Below are 25,098 nucleotides of genomic sequence, written 5' to 3'. Positions count from 1 at the left end.
CGACTGGATCGTCGAAGTGGTCGACGGCCTGGCCGCCAACGGCCCGGACGGCAACGGCGAAGTCGAAGCCAAGGTCCGCGCCGAAGTCGCAGACCTCTGCGCCCGATTCCCCCTGTACCCGAACCTCTGAACCAAGGACGTCCAATCATGAGTTTTCATTCCATCGAACAGGCGCCCGCGCGTCTCAATCGCAGCGAACTGGCCGTTCCCGGCAGCCAACCCGGCATGTTCGAGAAAGCCGCAAAATCCGATGTCGATGTGATCTTTCTGGATCTGGAAGACGCCGTCGCACCCGACGAGAAAGAACAGGCACGCAGGAACATCATTCAGGCTTTGAACGACATCGACTGGGGCAACAAGACCATGTCGGTTCGCATCAACGGGCTGGACACGCACTATATGTACCGCGACGTGGTCGACGTTGTGGAACAGGCAGGGGAACGTCTGGACCTGATCATGGTCCCTAAAGTAGGCACAGCAGCCGATGTCTATGCCGTCGACATGATGGTAACACAGATCGAGGATGCAAAAGGATACAAGAAGCGTATCGGGTTCGAGCACATCATCGAAACGGCGTTGGGCATGCAGAATGTCAGTGAAATCGCCGCGGCCTCGAAACGCAATGAAAGTCTGCATTTCGGAGTGGCGGACTATGCGGCGTCCACGCGCGCGCGGACAACGATCATTGGCGGTGTCAATCCTGACTATTCGGTACTGACCGATCCGGATGCCGGGGCCAACCGGGCGACACATTGGGGCGATATGTGGCACTATGCGCTGGCCCGTATGGTGGTCGCAGCCCGCGCCAACGGACTTCGCCCAATCGATGGCCCTTTTGGCGATTTTCAGGATCCCGATGGGTACAGGGCTGCGGCCAAACGTGCGGCCGTTTTGGGATGCGAAGGTAAGTGGGCCATCCACCCAAGTCAGATCGCCCTGGCCAACGAAGTGATGTCGCCCAGTGACGCCGAAGTGACAAAAGCACAGCGTATTCTTGTGGCAATGGCCGAAGCCGAGACAGCCGGAAAGGGTGCAGTATCCCTGGACGGCCGTCTGATCGACTATGCCTCGATCCGCCAGGCCGAAGTCATGGTAGAAAAGGCGCGTCAGATCGCTGCCGCCTGATCCGGCCATTTCCGGGCAAATGCCTGGGCCGCTGAATGACCCCGAAGGTCCAGGTCACCTGAATGGTCAAGAAGCGGGCCGGTATTTGCCCGTGGCTTTGCCGAGACATTTGCCGGTTTCACCCAAATCGGCCACAACTTGGTGGCACGGCAGCCTTTGCGTCAACACCAAGTCAGCGGAGCAACATCACATTGGCACATTGCGATGCCGTCAGGCGGTGGCATCCACGCCATCAACAGAACCGCCAAGATCAAGCACAAAAGCCGTTATCTGGTTTGCCCGCATTCCGCAGCGCGCAAATCTAAGATCGAGGTATTTCAGAACTGGCTTCTGGATCAGGCGGATCAATTCCGCGACAGCGACTATGGCCGCGAATTCTTTGAGTGAACCTACCCTGTAAACAGGGCAGGCCCGTTTTATTTGCGTTTGCGAAACAGACCAGCCACGCCATTGGGCAGAAAGATCACCGTCAGCACCACGGCCACACCCAGCAGCAACAGGCGGTAATCGTCAAAGCTGCGCAGCAGTTCGTTGCCGATCACCACAATGAAGACACCCAGCACCGCACCCGGGAACTGGCCCATTCCGCCTATGGCCAGCATGACCATCGCCATCAGAAAGAACTCGGTTCCCAGCACCTTAGGCGTCACCACGCTGGTGTAGTGGGCATAAAGACCACCCGCCACGGCAGTGAAAACGGCAGATACGACAAAGGCCAGCATCTTGTATTTATACTCGTTGACCCCGATCGCCTGCGCAAAGGTGTCAGCATCGCGCATCGCGATAAATGCCAACCCCATACGCCCGCGCAGTACGATGAAATAGATCAGGTAGACGCAGACAGCCCCAAAGGCCAGTGCCACCCAATACCAAGTCAGCTTGTCGATTGAGGAGACCTGATACCCAAACAGATTCAGCCAAGGGATGCCCAGCAGGCCGGTATTGCCGCCCATGCCGATGGCCTTGCCCTGCTGGATCAACGGTGGCAGCGCCAGATGCACAGCAAAGGTGAACAACGCCACATATTCGCCCTTCAGCCGCAGGCTGGGAACCGCCACGATCAGACCGATCACCGCTCCGATCCCGGCTGCAGCCACAATCGCCAACAACGGCGTCAGCCCCGCATAGATCGACAGCATGGCCGAGCCGTAGGCCCCGAAGGTAAAAAACACCAGCTGCGCATAGTTGAAAATACCGGCATAACCCAGGATCAGATCCCAGCTGGCGATCACGATGCACCAGATGAACACCAGAATCAGTATGTGGTGGACATAGCTGTCGCCGATCACCCCGCCCAACACGGCCAGCCCGGCCACGACAGCCCAAAAGACCATCGAGTCGCGCTTGAGCCCGGTGCCGGTGAAGACCGACGGTATTTTGGCAAGGGTCGCGTTAACTTTCTCGGACATCTCAGTTCTCCCACACGCCGAACAGACCTTTGGGACGGACCATCAAGACAACGATCAGCATCAACAGCCAGGCCGGCATGGCCCAGCTTGGACCGATATAGAAAATGACAAAGGCTTCGAGTACGGCCAGGATGAAGGCCGCGACAAATGCCCCTTTGGTGCTACCCAGACCGCCCAGAACGACGATCACAAAGGCCTTGAGGAATGGCGCCCATCCACCTAGGGGCGAGACCAGAAAGACCGGGGCAAGCAGGATACCCGCCACACCTGTGAGAACCACGGACAAGGCAAAGGTGGTGGAAAACACCTGATTGACGTTGATACCGACCTGATTGGCGCCCTGCATGTCTTGACTGACCGCGCGCACAGCCTGACCATAGCGGCTTGCCGAGAGAAACAGCTCCAGCGCCCCAACAAGCGCCAGCGAGATCACAAAGATCGACAGCTTGTACCAGGTGATGGTGATACCGCCGATACTCAGAGAACCTTCGACGAAGGGCGCGATGGTGCGGGTTCCGGGGCCGAAAACCAGCTGCAACCCGTTTTCGATAATAAACGCCAGACCCAGCGTCACCATGATGGTGTTGATCTTCCAGTTATCAGATCCGCGCAGAGGCCGGATGATGGCCCGTTCAATTGCTACGCCGGTCAGCGCCAGCACTGGCAGCACCAGAGGAAATGCCAGCCACAGTGGCAGGCCTGGCCCACCCGCGACCAGATACCAGGCCAGAAACCCGCCTAGCGAATAGAGCGACCCATGGGCAAAGTTCAGAATGCGCGACGCACCATAGACCAAAGACAATCCAACGGCCACGACGCAATAGACCGCGCCCTGGGTGATGCCGCTGATCAGAATTTCGAGTATCTGCGTCATAGCACTTCCTGCATGTTGTCGGCACTGGCTTCGCGCACGATGCCCTCTTCGATCGAATAGACCCGATCGATCATGCCCTTGAGCAGGGCGAGGCTTTGTTCCACGATCAGGACAGTCAGGCCGTCCTTGTTCAGTTGCGAGACGGTCCTCAGCATCATCTCGGTCAAGTTCGGTGCCAGACCCAAAGAAGGCTCATCAATTGCAATCAGTGTCGGGTTCGACATCAGACCACGCCCCAACGCAACCATCTGCGCTTCACCGCCCGAAAGCGAACGGCACAGCTGTTTGCGGCGCTCGGCCAAACGGGGATACAGGGTAAAGACACGGTCGAGGTTTTGCGCCTCCTGCGCGCGAGCGCCGGACAGATAGGCCCCCAGCTGCAGGTTTTCGAGAACGGTCATGTCGGGAAACAGGCGACGGTCCTCAGCCACGTAAACCAACCCCTGCCCGACCAGATGTGGGGCCTTGCACCCGGCAATGTCGCTGCCTTCAAATCGGATCTGGCCCGATTTTACCGGCGTGAGTCCGCAAATTGCCTTGAGCAATGTGCTTTTGCCATGCCCGTTGGCCCCCACCACGGCCACCAGTTCGCCTTTGTCAACGCGCAGCGACGCATCATGCAACACGTGGAAGTCGTCGTAAAAGGCGTTGACGCACTCAACCTCAAGCATCGTGTTTCTTTCCCAGATAGATCTCGACCACATGGTCGTCATTCAGAACGACCTGCGGGGTGTCGAGCATGACGAATTCGCCAAAGTTGATGATCAGCACCCGATCCGCGATTTCGGCAAGCGCGCGCGTCTTGTGTTCAACCATTACGATGGTGATACTCAGTTCTTCGCGCACGTGACGGATGACTTGCAGGAACTCGACGATTTCCTCGGTGTTCAGACCGCCCAGAGGTTCGTCCATAAATATGATCTCGGGGCCTGTTGCCAGCGCTGCGCCCAGCATGATCCGCTTGCGGGTCAGCAGATTGGCTTGTGCCGCTGGCAAATTCAGATGATCTTCGAGTTGGGTCAGGAACAGGATTTCGTCCATAGCGATGCCGGGACCGCCGCCGCGCGCCTCCAGTCCGAACACGTTTCCGGCCAACAGGTTCTCCCCTACCGAAACAGACGATAGCAGCGTCGGGATCTGAAAGGTTTGCGCGATGCCCAACCCGCAGCGCTGATGCCGCTTGAGCCGAGTGATATCCTGGCCGTTGAAGATGACCTGCCCGGCCGTGGACCGCAGACCGCCGGTGCAAACATTCATCAAAGTCGATTTGCCGGCCCCGTTCGGCCCGGCCACACCCAAAATCTCCCCCCGCTCGATATGAAATGACATGTCGGTCAGCGCCCGGAACGGTCCGAACTGCATCGTGACATTTTCCAGCGACATTTGCGTCATGCAGCGTATTCCTGTGCTGATCCATGAAAAAGAGAAAATGCCGCGCCCGTCGCAAATGCGGAGGCGCAGCCAGTTGGGGAGTGTTAATTGATCCAGGATGGCTGTGCGATTTCGCCGACCTTCTGGTCGCCAACAACCAGGCGCACACGCTCGCCGTTCTGCACCTGGAACAGCTGTGCGGGTTGCGTGTCGGATCCGTTGTTGATGAAGTTGCGGTCGTTGAAATCAAAGGTGCCAACCAGACCCTCGTATTTCATTGATCGGATCGCGTCGGCAACTGCGTCATAATCCGACGCATCGCCCACCTGCTCAACTGCGGCGGCCCACATGTAAACCATGTCATAAACAGCTGCCGCCAGGCTAACCGAAGGTTCGAACCCATAGGCGGCTTCCCAGCGTTCCACAAAGGCATTGCCGGCGTCGTTGTCCTGATGCGCATTCAGGGTAAACGACAGCAGACCTTCGGCCTGACCTTGCGCGATTACGTCATCCAGACCGGTGGTGGCCCCGATATAGCCCACATTCAGAAGCGCATCACCCGAGGGGTTTTCCTTGTATTGCGACAGGAAGGTAGTGGCCACGGCAGGTTCAAGCGCCTCAAGATGGATCAGCGAAGGCTGCGCTTCGCGGATCTGGCTCTGGATGCCGGTCCATTCCACGGTGTCATAGGGTACTTCCTGAATGTAAACCACTTCCCAACCTGCGGCTTCGGCAGCTTCGGCCATGGATCTGGCGTTGTTGATGTCCCATTCGAAATCGCCGTGCACGATGGCCAGGCGCTTGGTCTCAAAACTATGACCGGTGGTCATCATCATGTCGAACTGGGCTTTACCATAGTTCAGGTCGATATCCGACGCGTTGAAGATCGCTTTGCAGCTCATCCGCTCGGCCAGGTCGATCACCCCGGCAACCGCGTCATTGTGGATATAGGGAATGCCATAAGGGCAGAAGGCCGGAATGTCTGGGCCCATGCCACCATAGCCGTTGATCAGGGCGCTGACGCCGCCACGCTCGATCAGGTTGGCCGCAGCAGCGGCCAGTTTGTCCGGCGTCAGGTCACCGATGTCAAATGTGACCACTTCGATCTGGTTGCCCAACAAGCCCCCTTCGGCGTTGATCTCGCCCACGGCCAGGTTGATCGCCTGCTCCATCGTCTCGCCATCAGCGGCGAAATACCCGGTCAGCGGAATTGGCGCGCCCAGCGAAATGGTGTCGGCCATCGCCAAGGTTGCACTGGCGCCAAAAGCCATCGCACCCAGGGTGGATTTCAGAAAAGTCGTTGCCATTTTGTCCCTCCCGATTGGAACAGGTTGCGTTGGGCGACGACGCGGAAGGCGCTTGTTCTTTGACCTTTCCCAGCCCCGCGATCTGCATCCCGGTTCCGTCACCCTATGAAAGTTCAGCCGCATCACGCGGCCAGACTGACACCCCTCGGCACGCTGGAATCAGGCGCTTGAACGGCGTTGTCATTTTCATAGGGGCAAGTTTGTCCGCGCCTTGACTGAAATCTCTTCAGCCAAGACCTGAGGTTTCATCGGGTGACATTAGTAAGGTCCAGTTGCCACATTCCGTTGGGCAATAGATTTACCTACCGGAGAGCAACAATGACTGATCAAGAGCGCAACAAGGCAACGGTGGCTGACATCTACGCCACTTGCTGGAACAAGAACGACATGGTGCGCGTTGACGAGATATTCAACGAAGATGTGCGTCATGGTCTTCTGCTGGATGGATGGCCCTCGGGCCGTGACGGGTTCAAAAAGCTGGTCGCCTTCTGGCGCGAAGCCTTCCCCGACATCCACGAAGACGCGATTGACCTGGTCGCTGACGGTAACACCGTCATGTCGCGCTTTCGCCTGCGTGGCACGCATTCCGGTGATTTCTATGGCGTCCCCGGTACAGGCCGCAAAGTCGACATCTATGGCGCCGAATGGTTCAAGTTCGACGAGAACGGCAAAGTGACGGATTACCTTTATCACGAAGACACGCTGGGCCTGTTCTTCCAGCTGGGCGTCATGCCCCTGCCCCATCTGAACATCGCAGGCGTCGACGGCAAAGAAAAGTGAGCCCGCGCGGCACCTTCGATCCACCGCTCAATACGGTCAGGTACGCGGTACCTGACCTTTTGGCGTTGCAATGACCCAAACTCGGACGCGACCCGTTCATCTGCTTCAGGAGACCTGATATGGAACTGATTTCCGGCCTCGATTTCACCGACCAAACAGTGATGGTGACAGGCGCAAGCCGTGGCATCGGCCTTGGTGTGGCCCGCGCATTTGCGCTGCATGGGGCCGATCTGCACATCCTGTCCCAAGGAGAGGAAATCAATCAGGTCGCCCGCGATCTGGCGCAGGAGACCGGGCGCAATGTCACCGGCTGGATCTGCGACATCACCAACGGCGCCCGCGTGAAAGAGGTGTTTTCGCAAATCCCCGCGCTGGATGTGTTCGTTGCCAATGCCGGTCTGGAAGACGTCACCCCGATCAGCGACCAAAGCGATGAGGCCGAGGCCCGCTTTCGCCGCGTGATCGACATCAACGTAAACGGCACTTACCTAACTACCCGCGCAGCGGTACCGCTGATGGGTCAGGGTGGGCGGATCATCATCACAGCCTCGATCTGGGGCACGACCGCCGAACCGGACCTCAGCGCCTATATCTCGTCAAAACACGCAAATATCGGCTTCATGCGCGTAATGGCGAAAGAGCTGGGGCCAAAGGGCATTCGCGTTAACGCCGTCTGCCCCGGCTGGGTCCTGACTGGCCCCGCGCTCAACACCCTGCGGGAGATGGCGAAGGATCGTGGCGTGTCCGAAGAGATCATCGAAGGCGAGATCAGCGCCAGCCAATCCCTGCCCGGCGTGCAAAAGGCAAATGACGTTGCCTTGAGCTATCTTTACTTGGCCTCGCCCTTGGCGGCAAATATCACCGGACAGAAACTGAACGCGGACCGCGGCGCGGTCCAGGGATAATGGAGCCAAGGCGATGACAACAAATCGAAATCTCGTAACCGGTGCGCTGGTCGCGGATGCTGCCTCGCTGGGGTTGCATTGGCTCTATGATCAGCCCCGGATCGTCGAGCTGGGCGGTGACAATCCCGAATTCTGCGCCACCACGGCCCAGGATTTCGACGGCGTTCCAGCATACTTCGCACACCCGTTGAAGCAGCCTGGCGACTTAACGCAGTATGGTGAACAGTTGATGGTTCTTTTGAGTGCGCTGGCCCAGTCTGGTGGTACTTATGACCAAAAAGCCTATAACGCGGCCTTCGTGGCGCATTTCGGCTATGGTGGTACATTTGTCGGCTATATCGACCATGCTACCCGTGAAACGCTGGAAAATCTTGCGGGTAAAGCGTTGGACACGCCTTGCGGAGCAAATGACGTGCAACTGCCAGCCATCGCCAAACTGCCCGCGCTGGTGGCGGCAGGATTGGAAGGCCGCGCGTCGGATGCGGTACGCACGACCAATGTATCGCATGCGGCGGAAAAATACGGAGCCGTCGCCACGGCAATGCTGGTCTCGGCGCGTGATGGCGGATCAGCCAGCGATATCGTCGATGCCGCGATGGCTGCAGCGGATGCCGATATCCTGTCCAGACTGGAACTGGCCCGTGCCTCTACCGATCGCAGCAACCAGGAACTGACCGCCGAACTTGGTCTGGCATGTGAACTGGAAAGCGGCGTGCCCAGCGTATTGCACAACCTATTGACTTCGAAGTCCTACAAAGATGCCATTCGAACCAACATCCTGTCCGGCGGCGACAGTTGTGGCCGGGCCCTTCTGCTAGGTGCGGTGTGCGGGGCCTTGTACGGTGTGCCTCAGGATTGGCTGGTTCGCCTAAACAATAAATCCAGAGTTCAATGCCTGATGGACCAGTTGGGCCTTTGACATTGAGTGTCCGGGGCCACTTCAAGGGGCCCGGACATATCCCCTTCTCCAGCAGTAAAATCTCGATTGCCAGATCGGAGTAGCCGCCTGACCGCCGCGGGAGACATTCGTTGCAATCCGAGCAGTTCGCGACCCGGTTCTTTGCCTTGGGAAACTTGTCGCGGCGAGAATGCACAGCGTAATCGACACATCGCCGCCATTGCTCAAGAGGGCAGATTGAACTGACAAACTGAGACGGAATACCATCAACGATCACGGGTTTAAGCCCAGATCGGCAGATGGAAACAACTTATCGGTGATCGCTTGCAATCACGTGATTTCGACTGTCAAACCGCCGAAGCGAAAATAGCTTCGAGGGCATTCAACCGCATGACATCTCTCGGTGGCGCGAAGTATAAGCGTCCGCTGAAACGATGGGGTTTGGGAAATATCGTCTCAATCCTGTTCCATGCAACACGGTCGGTTGGTGCGGCAAATAACTGGTGTTTCTGCGGGTTTTCGCTGAATTGGCGTTCCAAGAGACGAATCATCAGCCGCCTTGCGGAATAAACTTCAAGCCATAGGCACTGTCACGAAATACATCCGCCTCATTAAGCAGCCAATCCTGAAACGCTCGTACTTTCGCGGATTTTGCCCGCTCCATCGGGCAAACAAGAAAATAGCTGCGGTCCCGCAGTACAAATGGCAGGGGGGCAGCAATTCGACCACGTTCAATCTCGCGCGAGGCAGCTATGACGCTGACCAACGCAGCGGCCTTGCTATCCATTGCAGCCTCAATGCACATGATCTCGTCACTGAAATTGGCAATGGGTTTCACTTTGGACCCATCCAATCCCACGGATTTGAACCAAGCCTGCCAGTTCGGATCACCCTTGTCAAAGCCCAGCCATTCATATTCCACCAGATCTTGGTTCAGCAGATCTTCGGGGGTTTTGATCTTGTGCTCCATCTGTTTCGAACAGATCGGCGTTACAAAATCGTCCAACACCCAGGCGGCGTGCTCCTCGGGGTCGGGATTGTCCGTGTATCTTATAGATATATCGACGCTGAACCGCGCAAAATCCAGAACCGTGTCCGAGGCGATCACCTTGACCTCCAGCTGCGGATACAGCCGGCTAAACTTGGGCAGGCGCGGGCTTAACCAACTCCAGGCAAAGGACCGCGTGGTTGTCACGATCAACTCGCCCTCGACCTCGTCAGTGCTCAGTTGTGCGATGCCCAGATTGAGGTTGCGAAATGCATCGGTCACAAAGGGGCGCAGCATCTCACCTTCTGGCGTCAACTTGAGCGAGCGGGTCAACCGGTGGAACAATTGCGCGCCCAGTTGCGTCTCAAGCGTTTTCAATCGATGGCTAATAGCGGTCGGGGTCAGCAGAAGTTCTTCGGCTGCCAGCTTGATGCTCATATGCCGTGCCACGGCCTCGAACGCCTGCAGGCTTGTCAGAGGCGGTAATCTCTTCACGGTTCCACATCCTCTGAATACGCGACACCCCTCCGACAGCGGAGGGGGTCATTCTTGGCAAGTATGGGATCAGCTTCGTTGCGCGCGCAAGACATCCAGCCCAGCCGCCACAATCAGAACGAGGCCCGTTGTCATTAGACTCAGCTCAGTTGGGACATTCATGAGAATTAGCCCGTTCGACAACATGCCCAATAGCCAGACCCCCAATACCACGCGCAAAACCGATCCCTTGCCACCTGTAAACGGGATACCTCCTAGAAGTACGGCCGTTAGAACGCTCAGTTCCACTCCGATGCCCAACGTCCCTGCCGGAGCCGAGTTAATGCGCGATATACTCATCAATGCCGCCACCGCGACAAAAAAACCGGTCATTGCATACAGCCCAACTCCGATCACCTTGACCCGCAGGCCAACCAGAAACGCTGCGCGCTGATTCACGCCAAGGGCTACGATCTGCGGTCCGATGGGTAGCAAGGACATGACACCGACGCCCAGACCGATAACGGCCAACATGATCCAGGTCAGAATTGGCAGGCCCAAAACGCGCTCGTAGCCGATAACCAGAAACTCTTCGGGGAAACCAAAGATCGGGTTTGGTGCCAACCATTGTGCAAGGCCCCTAATCAGTGTCAGGGTGCCCAAGGTCACAATAATCGGTGACATTCCGATGGAAGACACCATCATTCCGTTGATCGTGCCCACAATTGTCCCAATCAAAAGCGTCACCAGCACCGCGCCGGCGATACCTAACGGTTCAAAACACAACCCTGCCACCACGCCGCACAGTGCCAGCGTTGATCCAACCGATAAGTCAATCTTGCCCGCCATCAAGAGCAGGGCGAAGGGGATCGAGATTGTCATCAGAGCCGAAACCTGCACCGAGATTGCGATCCAGTTGTTCACGGTCATGAACACCGGCACCTTGATATAGAAAAACAGCGCCAGCAGGGCGATGGCCACCGGCAGCGACGCCGCAACCGCCAGTTCGAACCAATCGCGGTCCTTCTTGTTGTTCGTCGCAGCCCCCGCTACGCCTCTTGTCAGTCCTGTATCGGTCATTGCGTAAATTCCATCTGGCTTGCGGCTTCAGATGCGCCGTCTTGTGTTCCATGTTCGGCCTTGTGGGCCAGTTCGATCAGCGTTTCTTCGTCATGCGGGTTGTCGATCAGCGCCACTTGCTGGCCCCGGCCCAGAACCATAACCCGATCCGCAAGATGACAAATCTCGGTCGCGTCCGAGCTGGCGATGATGATTGTTGTCCCCAAGCGCTTCACAGCAGCCAAAGCCTCATACAGCTCGTGCCGCGCACCGATATCCACGCCTTGTGTTGGTTCATCCAATAGCAGCAGCTTCAGTCCGACCCCATCGACCAGCCAACGGCCTACCATGATCTTCTGGGCATTGCCGCCACTGAACCGTTGCCCCTGCATACGCGGGTTTGGGGGGTGGATGTTCAGGCGGCGTGCGGCTCGTTCGAACTCAATCCCTTCGCGGCTGAAATTGCGTAGCAGCCTTGGCATGGGAGCGCGGCCCAAATGGGGAACAAGCAAGTTTTCCACAGCGGAAAAGCTGGCAAACAGGCTTTGTTCCTTGCGGTCGCTGGCAACCAAGGCAATGCCCTGCTCCAGAGCCTCACGCGGGGTGCGGAAATGGCGGATCTTCCCGTTGAACTCAAGCGCACCGCCTGATTGGCGGGTCGCACCTGACAGGCATTCCAGCAATTCGGTACGCCCTGCCCCCATTAACCCGTATATGCCCAACACCTCACCCGGATGCAGACCCACACTGATCGGCCCGACAAAGCTGGTTTCCAGTTCCCTCAGGCGCAACACCTCGGAGCCTTCCGCCTGAAACGGGATTTTCTCGAGACCCGTCACCAGCGCATCAGGCGAGATCGCGTCGGTCATGTCCGCAATCGAGACCTCATCTACCGGTTTGGTCCAAAGGATGCGACCATCACGCAGGATGGTGATACGGTCGGCAATCTTGGGGATTTCGTCCAGGAAATGCGTCACATAAATCACGCCGATCCCATCACTGGCCACCGCTTGGCGGATCACCTCGTGCAATGCCTTGGCCTCGCGGTCCGATAAAGACGCCGTGGGTTCATCAAGGATCAGGAATTTAGGTTTCAACCGCAGCGCGCGTGCGATTTCCACCACCTTGCGCTCGCCGACACCCAAAGTTCCCAGATCGCTGCGCGGGTCGATATCATCAACGCCCAGACGGGTCAGCAATTCCTGCGCCTGTGCGTTCTGGGAGCGGCGATCCACAAGGCCGCCGCGCCGGATTTCGTGGCCGAGAAAGATATTCTCGGCCACGCTCAAACCTTCGAAGACCTGGAAATGCTGATAGATGATCGCAATGCCCAGATCCTGAACCTGTCGGGGCGTAAATCCCCGCAGCGAGGCGCCTTCGACAAGGATATCCCCTGTGTCTGCGTCCTGAGCCCCGCTGACACAATTCAGCAGCGTGGACTTACCGGCTCCGTTGGCACCCAGGAAGGCCAGAACCTGACCCCCTTCAACCGTCAGATCCACGCCTTTGAGCACATTCACCGGCCCGTAGGATTTGCGCAGATCTTTAACCTCAAGACGCATGAGTGTTCTCCCCGTCAACGATGGCTTTAGTTGTCGAAATTCGCCAACAGCTGATCCAGCAGCGCCTGATCGTCATGGGTGGCCAGAACGGTGGGCGTGTAAGCAAAGGCCGGGCCGTTGCCGCGTATCGCGTTCAGCGCCTGATCGACGATGTTCGCACCCAACTCGTTCAACAGGATCGCAGCCGAGGCACGGTAGGCCCCGCCATCCTTGATCGCGGTCAGCGCCTCGGCCGAGCCATCCTGACCGGCCACAAACATCGCATCCGGGTCCGCACCCGCCAGCTTGATCGCGCGCAACGCGCCAACAGCGGCATCATCTGCCATGCCGATCACGATATCCAGATCGGGGTGCTGCTGCAGAACCGTTTCCGTCACGCGCAGTCCGTTGGTCTGGTCGGCGGCATCTTGTTCGGCGACCACTTCGATACCGTTCTCTTCAAAGATCCGCTTCACCTCGGTCCAGCGCGGACTGAGAGACGGCAGCGGTGTCAGGGTGGTCACCAGCGCCTTGGCATCTTCAACATTGTTTTCCTTGACCCAGTCGACAGCGGCATTGGCCACGATCTGACCAGATTGGGCGTGGTCAAAGCCGACAAATCCGTCGGAGCCTTCCATCTGGCCCAGATAGGTCAGCCATTTGATGCCCTGTGCCTGGGCCTGACGTTGCAGCGGCTGCAGCGCGGTGGGTTCGATCGGCAATACCACGATGGCATCAACGCCCAGTGTGATCCAGCCCTGGATCGCGTTGATCTGCTGTTCCAGATTGTTGCCTTGCGTGTTGTCGTGCAGCACCGTTACACAACCGAGATCAGCGGCGCGTTCGGTGGCAAAGCGGCGCACCTGTTTGACAATGATCACTTCGGATACCGAATGGCTATAAGCCACCTTGTACTCCGTGCCATCGGCGCAAGCGTCTGCGGCGGCGGACCGAACCTGTTCGGTTGTGACCGATTTGATCTCATCGGCGCTGGCCATGCCAACGGAAGAAGCCAGCACGACGCTAGCGGTGAATTTTCTGGCTAGGTTTTTCATGAGTATCCCTGTCGTTATGTTGGGGAAAAGTGTGGTTTTCACAGTAGTTATTAGTGGGTGCGGCACAGAAACTGCACCGCACCAAAGGGTCTTAAAATTCGAAGACGTTGGAATATTTCACCGACAGCGAGTCCCCATCGACCAGCGACAGGAAGCCCTTGGTGCGCGGGTCTTCGACAAAACGCGGCAGCGCGGCTTCGGCAGTTTCCAGCGAGGTCCAATAGACAACTTCGACCCAGGACCCATCGGTGTTGCGGGCCAGGTGGCGGGCGACAAAGCCGTCATAGCCTTCTAGAACTTCGTCCATGGCCAGCGTTTCGCGCAGGAACTCATCGGGGTTGGCGCCATCGACCAGATTGAATTCCAGGTATTCAACAATGACAGCGTCGGTTATCGGGCGGGCTTCGGCCATGGCAGTGGTAGCAGCGCCCACGACCATTGCAGCCGAAAGTGCGAGTGCTTTCAAAGTGGTTTTCATCGGGTTTCTCCTGTTGGGTTTGAACAATAAGGGACCGGCGCCCTGCTGCGCAGGGCGGGCAAGACACCGGCCAGGGAGGTTCTTGCGAATTAAAGCGAGATGCGGTCGTAGTGCTGCATCCACGGGCGCAGACGTTCGAACGCTGCTGCCGCAGCCAGCACGTCGCCATCAGCCTGTCGGCGACCCGCGATATGCAGACCCACCGGCAGACCCGATGTGCCCAGACCTGCGGGCACCGATACCGAGGGATGACCGGTGAAGTTGGTAAGGAAGGTAGGACACCAGCCGATCAGCGGATCAATCTTGACGCCGTTGACCTCGGATGGGCCTTTTGTGTTGCCATCATCCGTGTTCTTGACCGGCATCGCCGTCACGGTGGGTGATGCGATCAGGTCGTACTTGGCGAAGGTGGCCTGATAGGCATCAAACACTTCGGTCCGCACCGACAGATCGCGATAGAGGTCATCGGCGCTGTAGCTCGGGCCGACACGCTCCACCCAGTCCAGTAGTTCCGGCGGCAATCCGTGGCGATGTTCTTCGGACAGCAGGTCCAGCCCGCCGGCTTTCATGCCGTCAAAGGCGTGGCGCATGATTGGCACGAACAGACGGCACCAGATATCGCTGTATTCATGCTGATCTCGGGTCAGGCCGATCTTGATCTCTTCGACTTCGGCCCCGGCCCGTTCAAAGACCTTGACCGCATTGGCGATAACCTCGGAGACTTCGTTTTCAATCGGGAACACGTCCAGATTGGGGCTGAAGCCAATCTTCATTCCCTTGATTCCGCGCAGACCCGCATCAGCGAAGTCATTGACCATGTTGTGGCAATTCGGATCAGCCGGGTGCATTCCCTGCAAGATGCCCAGAGACACGATGGCGTCCTCGACATTGCGGGTAATGGTGCCCTCGAAGATGTAGGGAAGCGTATTGGCAAAACCGTTCGGGCGCACCAGAAGGGGCGTGCGTCCAGCGCTGGCGCGGTACCCTACTGTGTTGGTCCAGGCCGCCGGAATGCGGATCGAGCCGCCGCCGTCGGTGCCCTCAGCCATGGGCAGCAAACCTGCCGCTACGGCCGCCGCTGAACCCCCGGAAGACCCACCCGCGTTGCGGCTTGTGTCGAACGGGTTCGAAGTCGGACCAAAGGCCACATTATCAGTGGTGCCGCGAAAACCCAGAGCGGGACTGTTAGTCTTGCCGACAAAGATCGCGCCGGCGTTTTCCATGCTGTTGACAAAGCCGCATTTCATGTCGGCGATGTTGTCTTTCAGCTGCGGAATACCGCCCAGAGTGCTTGGCCAGCCCGGCTTGAAGTCAAACAGATCCTTCATCGCGGTGGGCACGCCATGCATTGCGCCCAACTCGTCGCCACGGGCGACAGCTGCGTCAGCTTCCTTAGCGGCGTCCATCGCCTCATCAAAGGCAGTAAAGACAAACGCGTTCAGCTTGTCATTTGCCGCTTCGATCCTGCCGATCGCGGCCTCCATCACTTCAGCCGACGACACGCGGCGTTCCCGAATGGCCAATGCGGTTTCCGTTGCGCTGAGCTTAGCTAGATCAGTCACGAGTAATTCCTCCCGTTTTCGTTCCATCACCCGAATGTGACGAGTGTCTGGCTTGAAAACAGAATTGCGTAACCTCGGTTTCCAGCAACTGAGAAAAGCTCAGCCAATACGTGAGCGAGAAACTTGAATTAGAAATAGTTATTTAATAATAACTGCTTATCGCGGTTTCATACCGAACATATACACGCAGTGAAACTGCACTTCTATTTGTTTCTTCTCCTGGCCTTTGGCGAATGGCCGAGTGTGTTGGGAGATGCCAAGATGACCACCGCGCTCGTCGATCGGCTTGTCCATCACTGCGAGATCGTCGAGACCGGCAACGAAAGCTGGCGTTTCCAGAACGGCGCATACCGCCAATCCGAAACCCCGCAGGCCCGCTGCAACCACGTCAGTTGAAGATTACGCAGTACCGAGCCTGCTTAGCACCAGAGGGGTCAATAAGGAATGCCGATTGACATTCAGCGCCTACCCTTCCCGGTTCAGCTTTAACCAATAGCGTGTGTACCGGAGCTCACCCATTCGGGTCAGAGCGCCCTTCTCCACCAGATCCTGTAGATCTCGCGTCGCAGTGGCGCGTGACGTTCCCGTTATCGAGATATAGTTCTCTGCGCTCAGCCCTCCTTTGAATCCATCCGGCCCCGCTTTGAACAAACGGGTGATCACCTTGCTTTGGCGGGCATTGAATTGATCACGATGCCGGTCGTAGAAATGCGTCTTGGATATAAAGAAACCAACTCGTGCAAGCGATACCTGCTGTGCTTTAAGTACAGTTTCGGCAAACCAGACAAGCCATGGTGTGACGTCCAACGTCTTTTGATGGCGTTCGAGCCGGTCGTAGTAAGCCTTCCGATCTCGCTCGATCGCGAAAGCAAGAGCAATCAGGCTAGGCTGACCAATGTTTTGCGCCAGGGACTTTTCAGCCAGCGCCCTGCCCAACCGGCCATTGCCGTCTTCAAAAGGGTGAATGCTTTCGAAATACAGATGGCTCAATCCGGCCCGGATCAGTGCGCGCAATGGTTCGGGACCACTTGGTGCGGTCCGATTGAACCAGCTTACGAACTGGTCCATTTCAGCTGGAACCTGATACGAAGGCGGTGCTTCGAAATGCACCGCTGGGCGATCGAATCGGCCTGACACGATTTGCGTCGCATCCTCATGGCTCCGATAGGCTCCGATCGTTTCCAGATGCCTGTCATGCGATAGCAACATGTCGTGCCACCGAAACAAAGTGTCGTGTGAAAGCGGCTCCGCATAGGTGGAGTAAACATCCACCATCATCTCAGAAACCCCCTGCTCGCGCGGTTTGGTTGGATAGCTGTCGGGAGCCAGCCCAAGATGCCGACGCAACGAAGACTGAACACTGAGACGATCCAGCATCTCACCTTCGATCGCGCTGGTTTTCATTGCCTCTTCGCTCAGAAGGTCGATACGCAATTGATCTTGATCCCACGTATTCACATGGCGCACTGCTCCAAGGACTTCCCCGGAGGACAACAGGAACTGTTGCTCGTAAGGTTCAAGTCTTGCGGCATCGTAACAGAATGTCGGCCAGTCGGGGTTCTGCCAGTTCCACATGGTGAGGTATAATAATCCAGTCTATAACTCATGATATATGAGTTTATGATTTATAGAGGTCTTTCCTATTGCTCACATTTTCCGAAATTGTTCAATCCGATCATCGATTGGAAGGGCAATCTGATGACGAAACATTTCTTCCTGTTTCACAAAAACTAAGAGCTATTTGAGGTTCGCGATAGCATTGCCTTTGGGGACAGCTCTCCCTTTTCGATCTTAGCCAACAATGAAATCAAATAAGCTCCTGGAGACTTTATATTTTCAGCACGTTGAAAGATGTATCCTAGAACGATGAAACGAATAGCTGGCCCAAACGTTGCTTTCATCGCATACCAGGTTTGGCCAAGTCGTAGATAGTCTGCGATATCATCCATAATCCGATCACAGTGGTGCTGATCTTTTGCAAAGCGTAGTTCTGAGCACAACCGTGGAAAGCTACGCTCCATTTGTTCAGGAGAAACTTGAATCTGAGAGAATTTTTCTTTCTTAACTTCCGTATTCAAAGAGTCCTCTTTGTGCCCCTCAATTTCACTGTCACTGGCCCTCAAATTTTCTGTATCTGTCTGTGTTATCTCAGAGATTTCCACAGAGATTTCTACCAGCAACTTGCTGAGTACATTCCCGTCTGGTTTGCGACGCAGAGCATTGCGTACGGTGGTCATCAAATCAGAGATCGCGGTGTCGTTTGCAACCAGTTCCCTGAGACGCGCGAGAGCGGCCGAAACCTTGTCTCGGAGTATAGTGAACTCGAGAACTCGATCAGCATGTCTTTGAGCTTCCTGGATGAACTCGGCATATCTTTCAGACAAAGGCATTAGGGACAGCCCTGTTGCTGTAACCACCCTGCCCTGTCGATCCCGGCGAGCCCAACGTTTGCCGTTTGCGCTCATGATGCGACGGATTAGTCCAAGCTCGACCAGTGCGGAAATATGGCGCTCAACAGTCTGTACGCTGACATGAGTTCGTTTGGCGATGGCTGCGTTGGAAGCGAAGCAGATATGGTGATCATCCTGGTCTGAAGAAATCTGATCCCCGCTCATGAAGGAAATCATTGCCCTCAGGACATTGAGAGATGTGGATTTTAACCCAAGAGGTTCTCTGGCCTCTTCAACCGCGCGAAGAAGTATCCATTTTTTGGGCGTGCTATTCCCCTGCCCTGCCGTTCCCGACAAGGTCGCTCCATCTGGAGCCAATGCTGATAGTGTTTTCATGATTTTCTGACAGCAGACAAAGAAAACCTGTTCACCCAGAGGTGTTTTCTCTTGTGTGGCGATTCGGGTGCTGCTAGATTCTAGGTGTCTAATCTAAGAATTGCGCTTTGCGCAGCAGCCCTCGAAACTCCGGTTTCGGGGGTTTTCTTGTTTGCCTTCCTCCTTTCTGCTCGGCCTCAGTTCTTTTTCTTGGTGTTTACAGCTGTAAACTCTGCGTGTGAGCGCTTGATGATTTCAGCCATGTTTTTGTCCAACCAGTCGGCGAAGCCTGCGTTCGATCCCGCTCTTTTGACAGAGACAGTCAGCGCTCCGTTGCTGGATCTGATTGTGACGCCTTCGATTGGACTGACTTCGGCGACACCTTCTTTTTGTCGCGCACCGCGTTTGGTTGCTGCTTTCAGGAGCAATTCCAGCCGATCATCTGACGACACTGATGGTTCTACGGATGTTAGCAGGCTTGCAGCTTCATCCATCGACAGTTTGCCCGCATGAAAGTGTTCTGCGAGCGTGGTCCATTTTGGACGACCAGATTTTGGGGCTGCACCGATCAGGTCACCAATCCGTGCAGGAACATGCTGCGTAACTTTTGTCAGGTGAGATAATCCCGATTTAGTAAGGTTCAGCACTTGCCTTACCGTTGCAGTGTCATGCCCGGAAGTCAGGATTGCCTCGGCGAACCGCGCTTTTTCGTAGAAGGAAAGGTTACGCCTCGCAGCGTTTTCAAGCCCTTTGGCGAGCAACGCTGATGCATCATCGATATCCTGAACATTCGCCCGGACCTTGATTCCGAGTTCACGACAAGCCTTGAGCCTCCGTCTGCCATATATTGCCTCGTATCGACCGTCAGATTTGGACCTTCTGACGAGAATTGGAACTTGTTGGCCGCCGTCCTGGATGCTTGACACCAAGCTCTCAAAGCTGTCGTCTTCTTCGTCGGGGTTTACAGCTGTAAACTCACCGAGTCTGTCGACCGGCCCCCAATCGTCGATAAGTGCAGGGTCAATTTCTCTGATTGCGGCGAGAGACCCTTGAAGCGCACCAAGGGCAGGGGCATTGGGTCTTGGTGCTTTTTCGATGGCTTTGGAGCTGGAGCGCGCAATGGTGTTAGCGATTCCCGACATCTCTTGAAGCGATTTTCTAGCCATTAGCTGCGTCCCCATGCCTGATGGATCATGTGCTCGACTTCGGAGCCGATCGCATCCATTGAGTTCTTCGCCCGATCATAGGTTGCGCGTGTCATTTCCGACCGCACAACTTCGTAAATTGATTGTTTGAGCATTGTGGCGTCACTGATTGCGGTGCTCTTGAGCGCCGTTGCTGACATTACTCTGTCCTGAAACAGTGCTCGCATGAACGAAGCCAGCTGTTGAGATGGCACGTCGGTTGGTTCGTCACGTGTTATCAGGAACTTGAAGTTGTCATATTCGAGAGTGGCGCCGGCATCTTCGATAACCGCCATATAGGCACCGGCGAGTTCGAGAAATTGAGCCGTCGAAGACACGTCAAGCATTGACGGTGTCAGTGGCACAAGCAGTGAACTGGCGGCGGCCATGCCGGCTATTGTCAAGAACCCGAGTTGAGGCGGGCTATCAATTAGCACAAGGTCAAAATCGCCTTCCACCTGGGCCAGGGCATTTCTAATTCTCGTAAAGAACGGATGGTCTGGGTTGGAGTGGACGGCAGATTCTGTCTCAAATTCCGATAGAACAAGCCGTGACGGCGCCACAGACAGGCCAGGAAAGTATGTAGGAAGCACAACGTCCGCCATATCAACCGGATCTTCGTATCGAATAGCGTCGTAAATCGTCAGCCCGTCAAACTCTATTTCCGGGCTGATCCCGCACATGGATGTAAGCGAGCCTTGGGGATCCAGGTCAACGGCTAGAACACGGTAACCGCGAAGAGCAAAATAGTGTGCCAGGTGAACTGTTGTGGTGCTCTTGCTGCTGCCACCTTTGAAGTTCATCAACTGCCAGACCTGGAGTTTTTCTCCTTCAGTCCGACGGGGGATATAGCGTCCCTTTTTGCGAGAGGTCTTCTCAAGCGTTTCGCGAGCTTCCCAGAGCTCTTGGGCGGTATAGTAACGTCGTCCACTGCGCACGTCCTTTGGTTCAGGAATCGTTCCTTCCACGTGGACCTTGCGCATGAATTGACCTGAGACACCTAAGAGTTCGGCTGCTTCTGGTGCTGCAAAGTTGCGTAGTGATTTGGTGTTGTCCGGGGCAAAAGCCGCAAGAAGATGTTCCCGGATAGCCGAGTTTAATCTCTCAGATATTTCCGTGGCGAGTGCCGATGGTCGTTCTGCCGTAAGTGGTGTCACGGGAATCATGTAGTTGCCTCAAATTAAAGAATGTGGTCATTTTTGCGCCACTTGAGACAAACAGCCGTGATTCATTGCTCTAAGTCAAGGATTTTCGCCTATATTGTAGGTTTTCCAAATCGGAAGACGATATACGCTTTGCATAAGAGCAAGCCCGTTTACAGTTGTAAACCCGGTCAGGTCGGTTTCTGGGGGCTTTCAGTTGTTAAAGCTCCGCCGTAGGCGTCGATTGCATTCATGCTAGACACCTATGAAAGCTCCGCTTTGGGTAGAGCGCTTCTCGTTTGCATCAGGGTTAAGGACTGAACCTCTTGCATCATAAGACGCGAAACTGGCCACGCCAGGAAGCTGGTTGATCTGATTGGGCAAGTGTTTTCCCAAACTATCCGGCGCTGCACCTTCTGCGATATTGATGTCGTTACAGAAACCCTACGTCCGCCCGAGAGAGCGATGCATCGCGGCCTGGATAGCGGTTTGGAACCTGCGGCCGAAATGTGAATTATGTGCGAAGATAAGCCTCACGGGTTGGCCGGCCAGAGTCGGTCGCTAACCAAGAGACGACACACGGGTAAGGCGGAGTTTGAGAGTTTAGTTTGCCTTTAGAACACTGTGGAAAGGGGGGGGCGTTCGCGACCCGTTGCAATTGGGCCCGCGCAGGGTAACTTTTTGGCGCAATGCTCTATCTTTGTTGGATTGATGCAAGGCGACAGACTCTATCCGTCCTCTTCACGTTCAATTGGCGTTAACTCAAATTTCAAAGCTGTTTGCGTAACCCTGCTGTGTTTGGAGCTGGGCGACCACAAGGCGTGATTGATGAAGTCTCTTGTTTGGTTCTGAAAGTCAGGTCTCTTTCTCCAATACGCCGACCAAGAGAGGATAAATTGCCAAAGTACCGGCGATGAGACCATTTTGATTGATTGAATGGGTGTAGGGTTCTCAATCGTTGAGACGACAGCCTCGTTGGCATATATCGCCAAACAGGGGGCATGCGCATCGCAGCCCGTAATGTCGTACTTGCAGAATCGCAAGATCAGCTGGGGCAGAATCCGGATGCATCCGGTCTCTGTCAGAACGCCTGTGAAGAATTGCGCGCGGGTCTTCCGCCTATGGAGTGGGAAGAAGCTGGCTGGTATCTCGCAAACTAGGTCCGCAGGAGGGTGTGGCGCAGGCTCACGTTGGAGATCTGGCAGAAGGCAGCAGTTCGAATGCGATCCGGTGTGCTTTTGCAGGGACACGAACTGAAGCGTGACCAAACCCTTTCGACTGACACGCCGCGCTGAAGCCAGCATGGCGGAGATTGCTCGATGGACCATCGACAAGTTTGGACCGCATCAGGCCGGCCTTTTTGAACAACAGCTAATAGCGCGCTACCGGGTCATTACAGAGGGCAGGGCGGCCAGTCTTTGATTGCGTTCTCGCTGCGACCATCGGTGAGTATTTCGCAATCCACCTGTTGAGAGTGGCGTGGTCCACCTGCACGCCGCGTTCGGCCTCAATCTCTTCCAAGTCCCGATACGATACAGTGTACCGTAGGTAGAAATACACAGCGTACAGAACCGCATCCTTGGGGAAATGGCAGCCTACCGATGAGATCGTGTTGACTCCTGTTCGAATAACATTTGACGGGAACAAACGTCAGATCACGCATGTTCGTCAACTGGGCCTCAGAGTTTGCAGCTCATCCACAGGTCCTCTTTTCGAAATCTCTATGGTAACAAACAAAAAGCTACTATTATGTTTGCCATGAATGAACACCCCAAAGATACCGATGACTTAGAAGATCCGTCAGGATCGATCTATGATGTTGATCCGGCGCCGGAGGAGGATCTGTGGTTCCTGCCGCAGGTGCCGGACCCGGGAGCGGCGCCGACCGATCTGCCATGGCCGGTTGCCGCGCGGGAAGGATCGTTGCAGCCCGAGATCTGGCTTCGGGCCGAGCAGGTTTGTTATCGCGACTTGCTGGCGGCAGTCGAGGCCGTGACCCGGTTCGGGGAACGGCTGAGGCAGATACCGGCTGGCGTCGGGGAGCGGATTGCCCTGCAGTCAGTCTCTGCAATTCTGCGTGGCGAAGGCATCTGGCTGGGGTCGGAAAAGATCGCGCTCTACCGCGCGTTGCGGCTGGCCGGGGAGGATGAGGCGCGTGCGCTGGCCCGAGCCAGCTGGGCGGTGCGGCGGCTGACAGGGCAGGGTGTGTCGGTTCATGAGGATCTGCGCGCCTTCCTGGGGCGGGCGGAGGTCACCGAGGCCCAGGATCCCGACCCCCATGCAGACCGTCCGGTGGGTGGGGAACTGGATGCGCTTGGCGATGCCTTGCGTGTCCAACGCAACGAATTGGCCGGGTGCCATGCGATGACGCGGGCAGCTTGCGGTCTGGCCTTCTGGCGTCGCGAAGGGATCACCCCCTGGGACGAGATGCTGGAACCGGCGGTGGCGGCAATGATCACCGGGGCAGGGGGGGCAGGGGCGCCGTTCCTTCCGGTGTCGAGCGGCCATCGGTTCGATCGCTACGCGTTGAAGGAGGGGGAGGCTTTCGCCGAAGCGCGGCTGCGGGCGTTCTACACGGCAGCCCAAGCTGGGGCGTTGGCCGCGCTGATGGAACTGGATCGGTTGAAGGCCTGGCTGGAGCGTGCGTGGGCGGAAACTGGGGATCTTTCGGGGCGTACGCCGCCGGCGCTGATCGACGCGCTCGCCCGGTTCCCGATCTTGTCGGCAGATATTGTAGCGCAACAAGCCGGATGTTCACCCATGTCCGCGCGACGCAACCTCAACCTGTTCACTGATCGCGGCCTGGCGCGCGAGATCACCGGACAGGGGCGGTATCGGTTTTGGGCGGCGGCGATGTGATGGGATTGCCTCGCAACTATTCTCCCGGCGTGGCAAAGGCTCTGTTGATGGCGTGGATGCCCCAATCTGACGGCATCGCAATGTGCCAATGTGATGTTAATGGGATCTGTTTCAAAGGTGCACAGTATCCGAAAGACGTGACACTGTTCGCGGTGTTCTTTTACGTTCGCTATGGTGTCTCTTATCGAGACCTGGAAGAAATCATGGCCGAGCGCGGTGTTCCAGTGGACCACACCACGCTTAACCGATGGGTAACACGGAATTCCGGTGCAATCGCTGAAGAAGCACGTCGCCGCAAAGGACCATGCGACCGTTCCTGGAGAATGGACGAGACTTACATCAAAGTGAAAGGTGCTTGGGTTTAAGTCTTTGGGGCCGTCGGCAAAAACGGCAAGTTCCTTGAAGGTTCTGTCGCAAACTTTGTCCCCACCTGTCAGATCGAACACAGTTCTGGTAACGCGTGCTGGAACATGACAGGAGCCGACAATGACGATCTCATTCAAGGGCGCGCATTATCCGAAAGAAGTGATCTTGCACGCGGTTTTCTTCTACCTGCGCTACGGTGTTTCCTACCCGGATCTGGAAGAAATCATGGCGGAACGCGGCGTTGATCTGGATCATGCAACGCTAAACCGCTGGGTTAGTCGATATGCCGGCCTCATTGCTGAAACAGCACGGTATGGAAAGCGTCCCGCAGACCGTTCGTGGCGCATGGATGAAACCTATGTGAAAGTGAAAGGCATATGGGTTTATCTTTACCGAGCGATCGACAAACACGGCAAAACTCTGGACTTCATGCTATCCAAACGCCGCAATAAAGCTGCTGCGACGAGGTTCTTCGCCCGCGCCCTCGAGGTGAACGGATTGCCATAGACAAAAGTGGCGCAAACACTGCTGGGATCAAGGCGATCAACAAGATGTTGAAAGGCTTTGGCTGCCCGATCCCGATCGAAATGGTCAGGCGGAAATACCTCAACAACATCATTGAACAGGATCACCGGTTCATCAAACGAAGGATCAGACCCTTGCTGGGATTCAAATCTTTCGATTCAGCCGCATCTGTCCTGGCAGGCATAGAACTGGTCAACATGATCCGCAAAGGTCAGTTCACGCCTGAACTCCGTCCGTTTCAGCAGTTCATCCAACTGGCGGGGTAAACTGCTCACCAATTCCACTGATGCTCTGTCATCTAAAAAGTTTGCGACAGAACCGGCCGAAATCATCGATGCGGATGTTATCGCGCTCTGCGCACCTATGTATAACTACTCGATGCCCGCGTCGCTCAAGGCCTGGTTCGACCTGATCGCGCGGATCGGGGTGAC

At 56.2% G+C, this 25,098-nt stretch carries 22 protein-coding genes and 4 pseudogenes; 10 read left to right on the top strand and 16 right to left on the bottom strand.

The features are described from left to right. Window positions 1-147 precede the first annotated feature (147 nt). Complete coding sequence (locus tag AC2FNB_RS15010; RefSeq protein ID WP_496747548.1) at window positions 148-1,125, top strand: HpcH/HpaI aldolase/citrate lyase family protein; 978 nt, start codon at window positions 148-150, stop codon at window positions 1,123-1,125. A gap of 204 nt (window positions 1,126-1,329) precedes the next feature. Then, on the top strand, window positions 1,330-1,512 hold the full coding sequence (locus AC2FNB_RS15005) for a hypothetical protein (RefSeq protein WP_496747546.1): 183 nt from the start codon (window positions 1,330-1,332) through the stop codon (window positions 1,510-1,512). Between the two features lie 29 nt (window positions 1,513-1,541). On the opposite strand, the gene AC2FNB_RS15000 is transcribed toward AC2FNB_RS15005, so the two are convergent. The 5 genes from AC2FNB_RS15000 to AC2FNB_RS14980 all read right to left on the bottom strand — a co-directional run bounded on the left by AC2FNB_RS15000 (window position 1,542) and on the right by AC2FNB_RS14980 (window position 6,086). After that, window positions 1,542-2,534, bottom strand: a complete 993-nt coding sequence (locus tag AC2FNB_RS15000) for a branched-chain amino acid ABC transporter permease (RefSeq protein WP_496747544.1) — start codon at window positions 2,532-2,534, stop codon at window positions 1,542-1,544. A 1-nt stretch (window position 2,535) separates the two neighbouring features. Further along, window positions 2,536-3,408, bottom strand: a complete 873-nt coding sequence (locus tag AC2FNB_RS14995) for a branched-chain amino acid ABC transporter permease (RefSeq protein ID WP_496747541.1) — start codon at window positions 3,406-3,408, stop codon at window positions 2,536-2,538. Further along, window positions 3,405-4,079, bottom strand: a complete 675-nt coding sequence (locus AC2FNB_RS14990; protein ID WP_496747539.1) for an ABC transporter ATP-binding protein — start codon at window positions 4,077-4,079, stop codon at window positions 3,405-3,407. Before AC2FNB_RS14990 ends, AC2FNB_RS14995 begins: the two co-directional genes overlap by 4 nt. Continuing rightward, on the bottom strand, window positions 4,072-4,800 hold the full coding sequence (locus AC2FNB_RS14985; RefSeq protein WP_496747537.1) for an ABC transporter ATP-binding protein: 729 nt from the start codon (window positions 4,798-4,800) through the stop codon (window positions 4,072-4,074). The genes AC2FNB_RS14990 and AC2FNB_RS14985 overlap by 8 nt, the downstream gene beginning before the upstream one ends. 83 nt (window positions 4,801-4,883) lie before the next feature. Further along, complete coding sequence (locus AC2FNB_RS14980; protein ID WP_496747535.1) at window positions 4,884-6,086, bottom strand: ABC transporter substrate-binding protein; 1,203 nt, start codon at window positions 6,084-6,086, stop codon at window positions 4,884-4,886. A 318-nt stretch (window positions 6,087-6,404) separates the two neighbouring features. On the opposite strand from AC2FNB_RS14980, the gene AC2FNB_RS14975 reads away from it, so the two are divergent. The 3 genes from AC2FNB_RS14975 to AC2FNB_RS14965 all read left to right on the top strand — a co-directional run bounded on the left by AC2FNB_RS14975 (window position 6,405) and on the right by AC2FNB_RS14965 (window position 8,690). Beyond that, complete coding sequence (locus AC2FNB_RS14975; RefSeq protein WP_496747533.1) at window positions 6,405-6,866, top strand: ester cyclase; 462 nt, start codon at window positions 6,405-6,407, stop codon at window positions 6,864-6,866. A gap of 119 nt (window positions 6,867-6,985) precedes the next feature. Continuing rightward, the gene (locus tag AC2FNB_RS14970; RefSeq protein ID WP_496747531.1) at window positions 6,986-7,771 is read left to right on the top strand and encodes an SDR family NAD(P)-dependent oxidoreductase; all 786 of its coding nucleotides are present in this window, start codon (window positions 6,986-6,988) and stop codon (window positions 7,769-7,771) included. Between the two features lie 13 nt (window positions 7,772-7,784). Further along, window positions 7,785-8,690 (top strand): ADP-ribosylglycohydrolase family protein, encoded by a 906-nt coding sequence (locus AC2FNB_RS14965; RefSeq protein WP_496747529.1) that lies wholly within the window; start codon window positions 7,785-7,787, stop codon window positions 8,688-8,690. A gap of 529 nt (window positions 8,691-9,219) precedes the next feature. Here AC2FNB_RS14965 and AC2FNB_RS14960 read toward each other — a convergent pair. The 6 genes from AC2FNB_RS14960 to AC2FNB_RS14935 all read right to left on the bottom strand — a co-directional run bounded on the left by AC2FNB_RS14960 (window position 9,220) and on the right by AC2FNB_RS14935 (window position 15,826). Next, complete coding sequence (locus AC2FNB_RS14960; RefSeq protein ID WP_496747527.1) at window positions 9,220-10,152, bottom strand: LysR substrate-binding domain-containing protein; 933 nt, start codon at window positions 10,150-10,152, stop codon at window positions 9,220-9,222. Window positions 10,153-10,221: 69 nt separating this feature from the next. Next, window positions 10,222-11,211: an ABC transporter permease gene (locus AC2FNB_RS14955; RefSeq protein ID WP_496747525.1), complete on the bottom strand. Its 990-nt coding sequence runs from the start codon at window positions 11,209-11,211 to the stop codon at window positions 10,222-10,224. Next, the gene (locus AC2FNB_RS14950) at window positions 11,208-12,752 is read right to left on the bottom strand and encodes a sugar ABC transporter ATP-binding protein (protein ID WP_496747523.1); all 1,545 of its coding nucleotides are present in this window, start codon (window positions 12,750-12,752) and stop codon (window positions 11,208-11,210) included. The genes AC2FNB_RS14955 and AC2FNB_RS14950 overlap by 4 nt, the downstream gene beginning before the upstream one ends. A gap of 26 nt (window positions 12,753-12,778) precedes the next feature. Then, complete coding sequence (locus AC2FNB_RS14945) at window positions 12,779-13,786, bottom strand: sugar ABC transporter substrate-binding protein (RefSeq protein WP_496747522.1); 1,008 nt, start codon at window positions 13,784-13,786, stop codon at window positions 12,779-12,781. Between the two features lie 91 nt (window positions 13,787-13,877). Continuing rightward, window positions 13,878-14,264, bottom strand: coding sequence for a hypothetical protein (locus tag AC2FNB_RS14940; RefSeq protein ID WP_496747520.1), 387 nt, complete (start codon window positions 14,262-14,264; stop codon window positions 13,878-13,880). Window positions 14,265-14,353: 89 nt separating this feature from the next. Next, complete coding sequence (locus tag AC2FNB_RS14935) at window positions 14,354-15,826, bottom strand: amidase (protein ID WP_496747518.1); 1,473 nt, start codon at window positions 15,824-15,826, stop codon at window positions 14,354-14,356. A 219-nt stretch (window positions 15,827-16,045) separates the two neighbouring features. Here AC2FNB_RS14935 and AC2FNB_RS14930 point away from each other — a divergent pair. Continuing rightward, window positions 16,046-16,222, top strand: a pseudogene (locus AC2FNB_RS14930) (ATP-binding protein); the annotation flags it as partial. A gap of 69 nt (window positions 16,223-16,291) precedes the next feature. Here the strand turns inward: AC2FNB_RS14930 and AC2FNB_RS14925 are convergent. From AC2FNB_RS14925 to AC2FNB_RS14905, 5 genes and pseudogenes are all read right to left on the bottom strand, one after another. Beyond that, window positions 16,292-17,401, bottom strand: a complete 1,110-nt coding sequence (locus AC2FNB_RS14925) for a Fic family protein (protein WP_496747516.1) — start codon at window positions 17,399-17,401, stop codon at window positions 16,292-16,294. Between the two features lie 155 nt (window positions 17,402-17,556). Next, window positions 17,557-18,612: a helix-turn-helix domain-containing protein gene (locus tag AC2FNB_RS14920; RefSeq protein WP_496747514.1), complete on the bottom strand. Its 1,056-nt coding sequence runs from the start codon at window positions 18,610-18,612 to the stop codon at window positions 17,557-17,559. A 176-nt stretch (window positions 18,613-18,788) separates the two neighbouring features. Beyond that, on the bottom strand, window positions 18,789-19,757 hold the full coding sequence (gene repB / locus AC2FNB_RS14915; RefSeq protein ID WP_480752145.1) for a plasmid partitioning protein RepB: 969 nt from the start codon (window positions 19,755-19,757) through the stop codon (window positions 18,789-18,791). Next, on the bottom strand, window positions 19,757-20,941 hold the full coding sequence (gene repA, locus AC2FNB_RS14910) for a plasmid partitioning protein RepA (protein WP_480752146.1): 1,185 nt from the start codon (window positions 20,939-20,941) through the stop codon (window positions 19,757-19,759). Before repA ends, repB begins: the two co-directional genes overlap by 1 nt. A 1,392-nt stretch (window positions 20,942-22,333) precedes the next feature. After that, window positions 22,334-22,546, bottom strand: a pseudogene (locus AC2FNB_RS14905) (IS6 family transposase); the annotation flags it as partial. 120 nt (window positions 22,547-22,666) lie between these two features. Here AC2FNB_RS14905 and AC2FNB_RS14900 point away from each other — a divergent pair. The 4 genes and pseudogenes from AC2FNB_RS14900 to AC2FNB_RS14885 form a co-directional block, all read left to right on the top strand. After that, window positions 22,667-23,776 (top strand): helix-turn-helix domain-containing protein, encoded by a 1,110-nt coding sequence (locus AC2FNB_RS14900; protein WP_480752148.1) that lies wholly within the window; start codon window positions 22,667-22,669, stop codon window positions 23,774-23,776. A gap of 80 nt (window positions 23,777-23,856) precedes the next feature. Then, window positions 23,857-24,138, top strand: a pseudogene (locus tag AC2FNB_RS14895) (transposase domain-containing protein); the annotation flags it as partial. Window positions 24,139-24,262: 124 nt separating this feature from the next. Further along, a pseudogene (locus AC2FNB_RS14890) lies at window positions 24,263-24,933 on the top strand (IS6 family transposase). Then, on the top strand, window positions 24,890-25,098 hold a 209-nt coding region (locus tag AC2FNB_RS14885; protein ID WP_496747550.1), incomplete at its 3' end, for an NAD(P)H-dependent oxidoreductase. The pseudogene AC2FNB_RS14890 and the gene AC2FNB_RS14885, both read left to right, overlap by 44 nt.

The sequence above is a fragment of the Ruegeria sp. BHSB058 genome (assembly GCF_059613285.1).
Note: the sequence above shows the minus strand (reverse complement) of the source record. Positions and strands in the feature narration are given on the sequence as shown.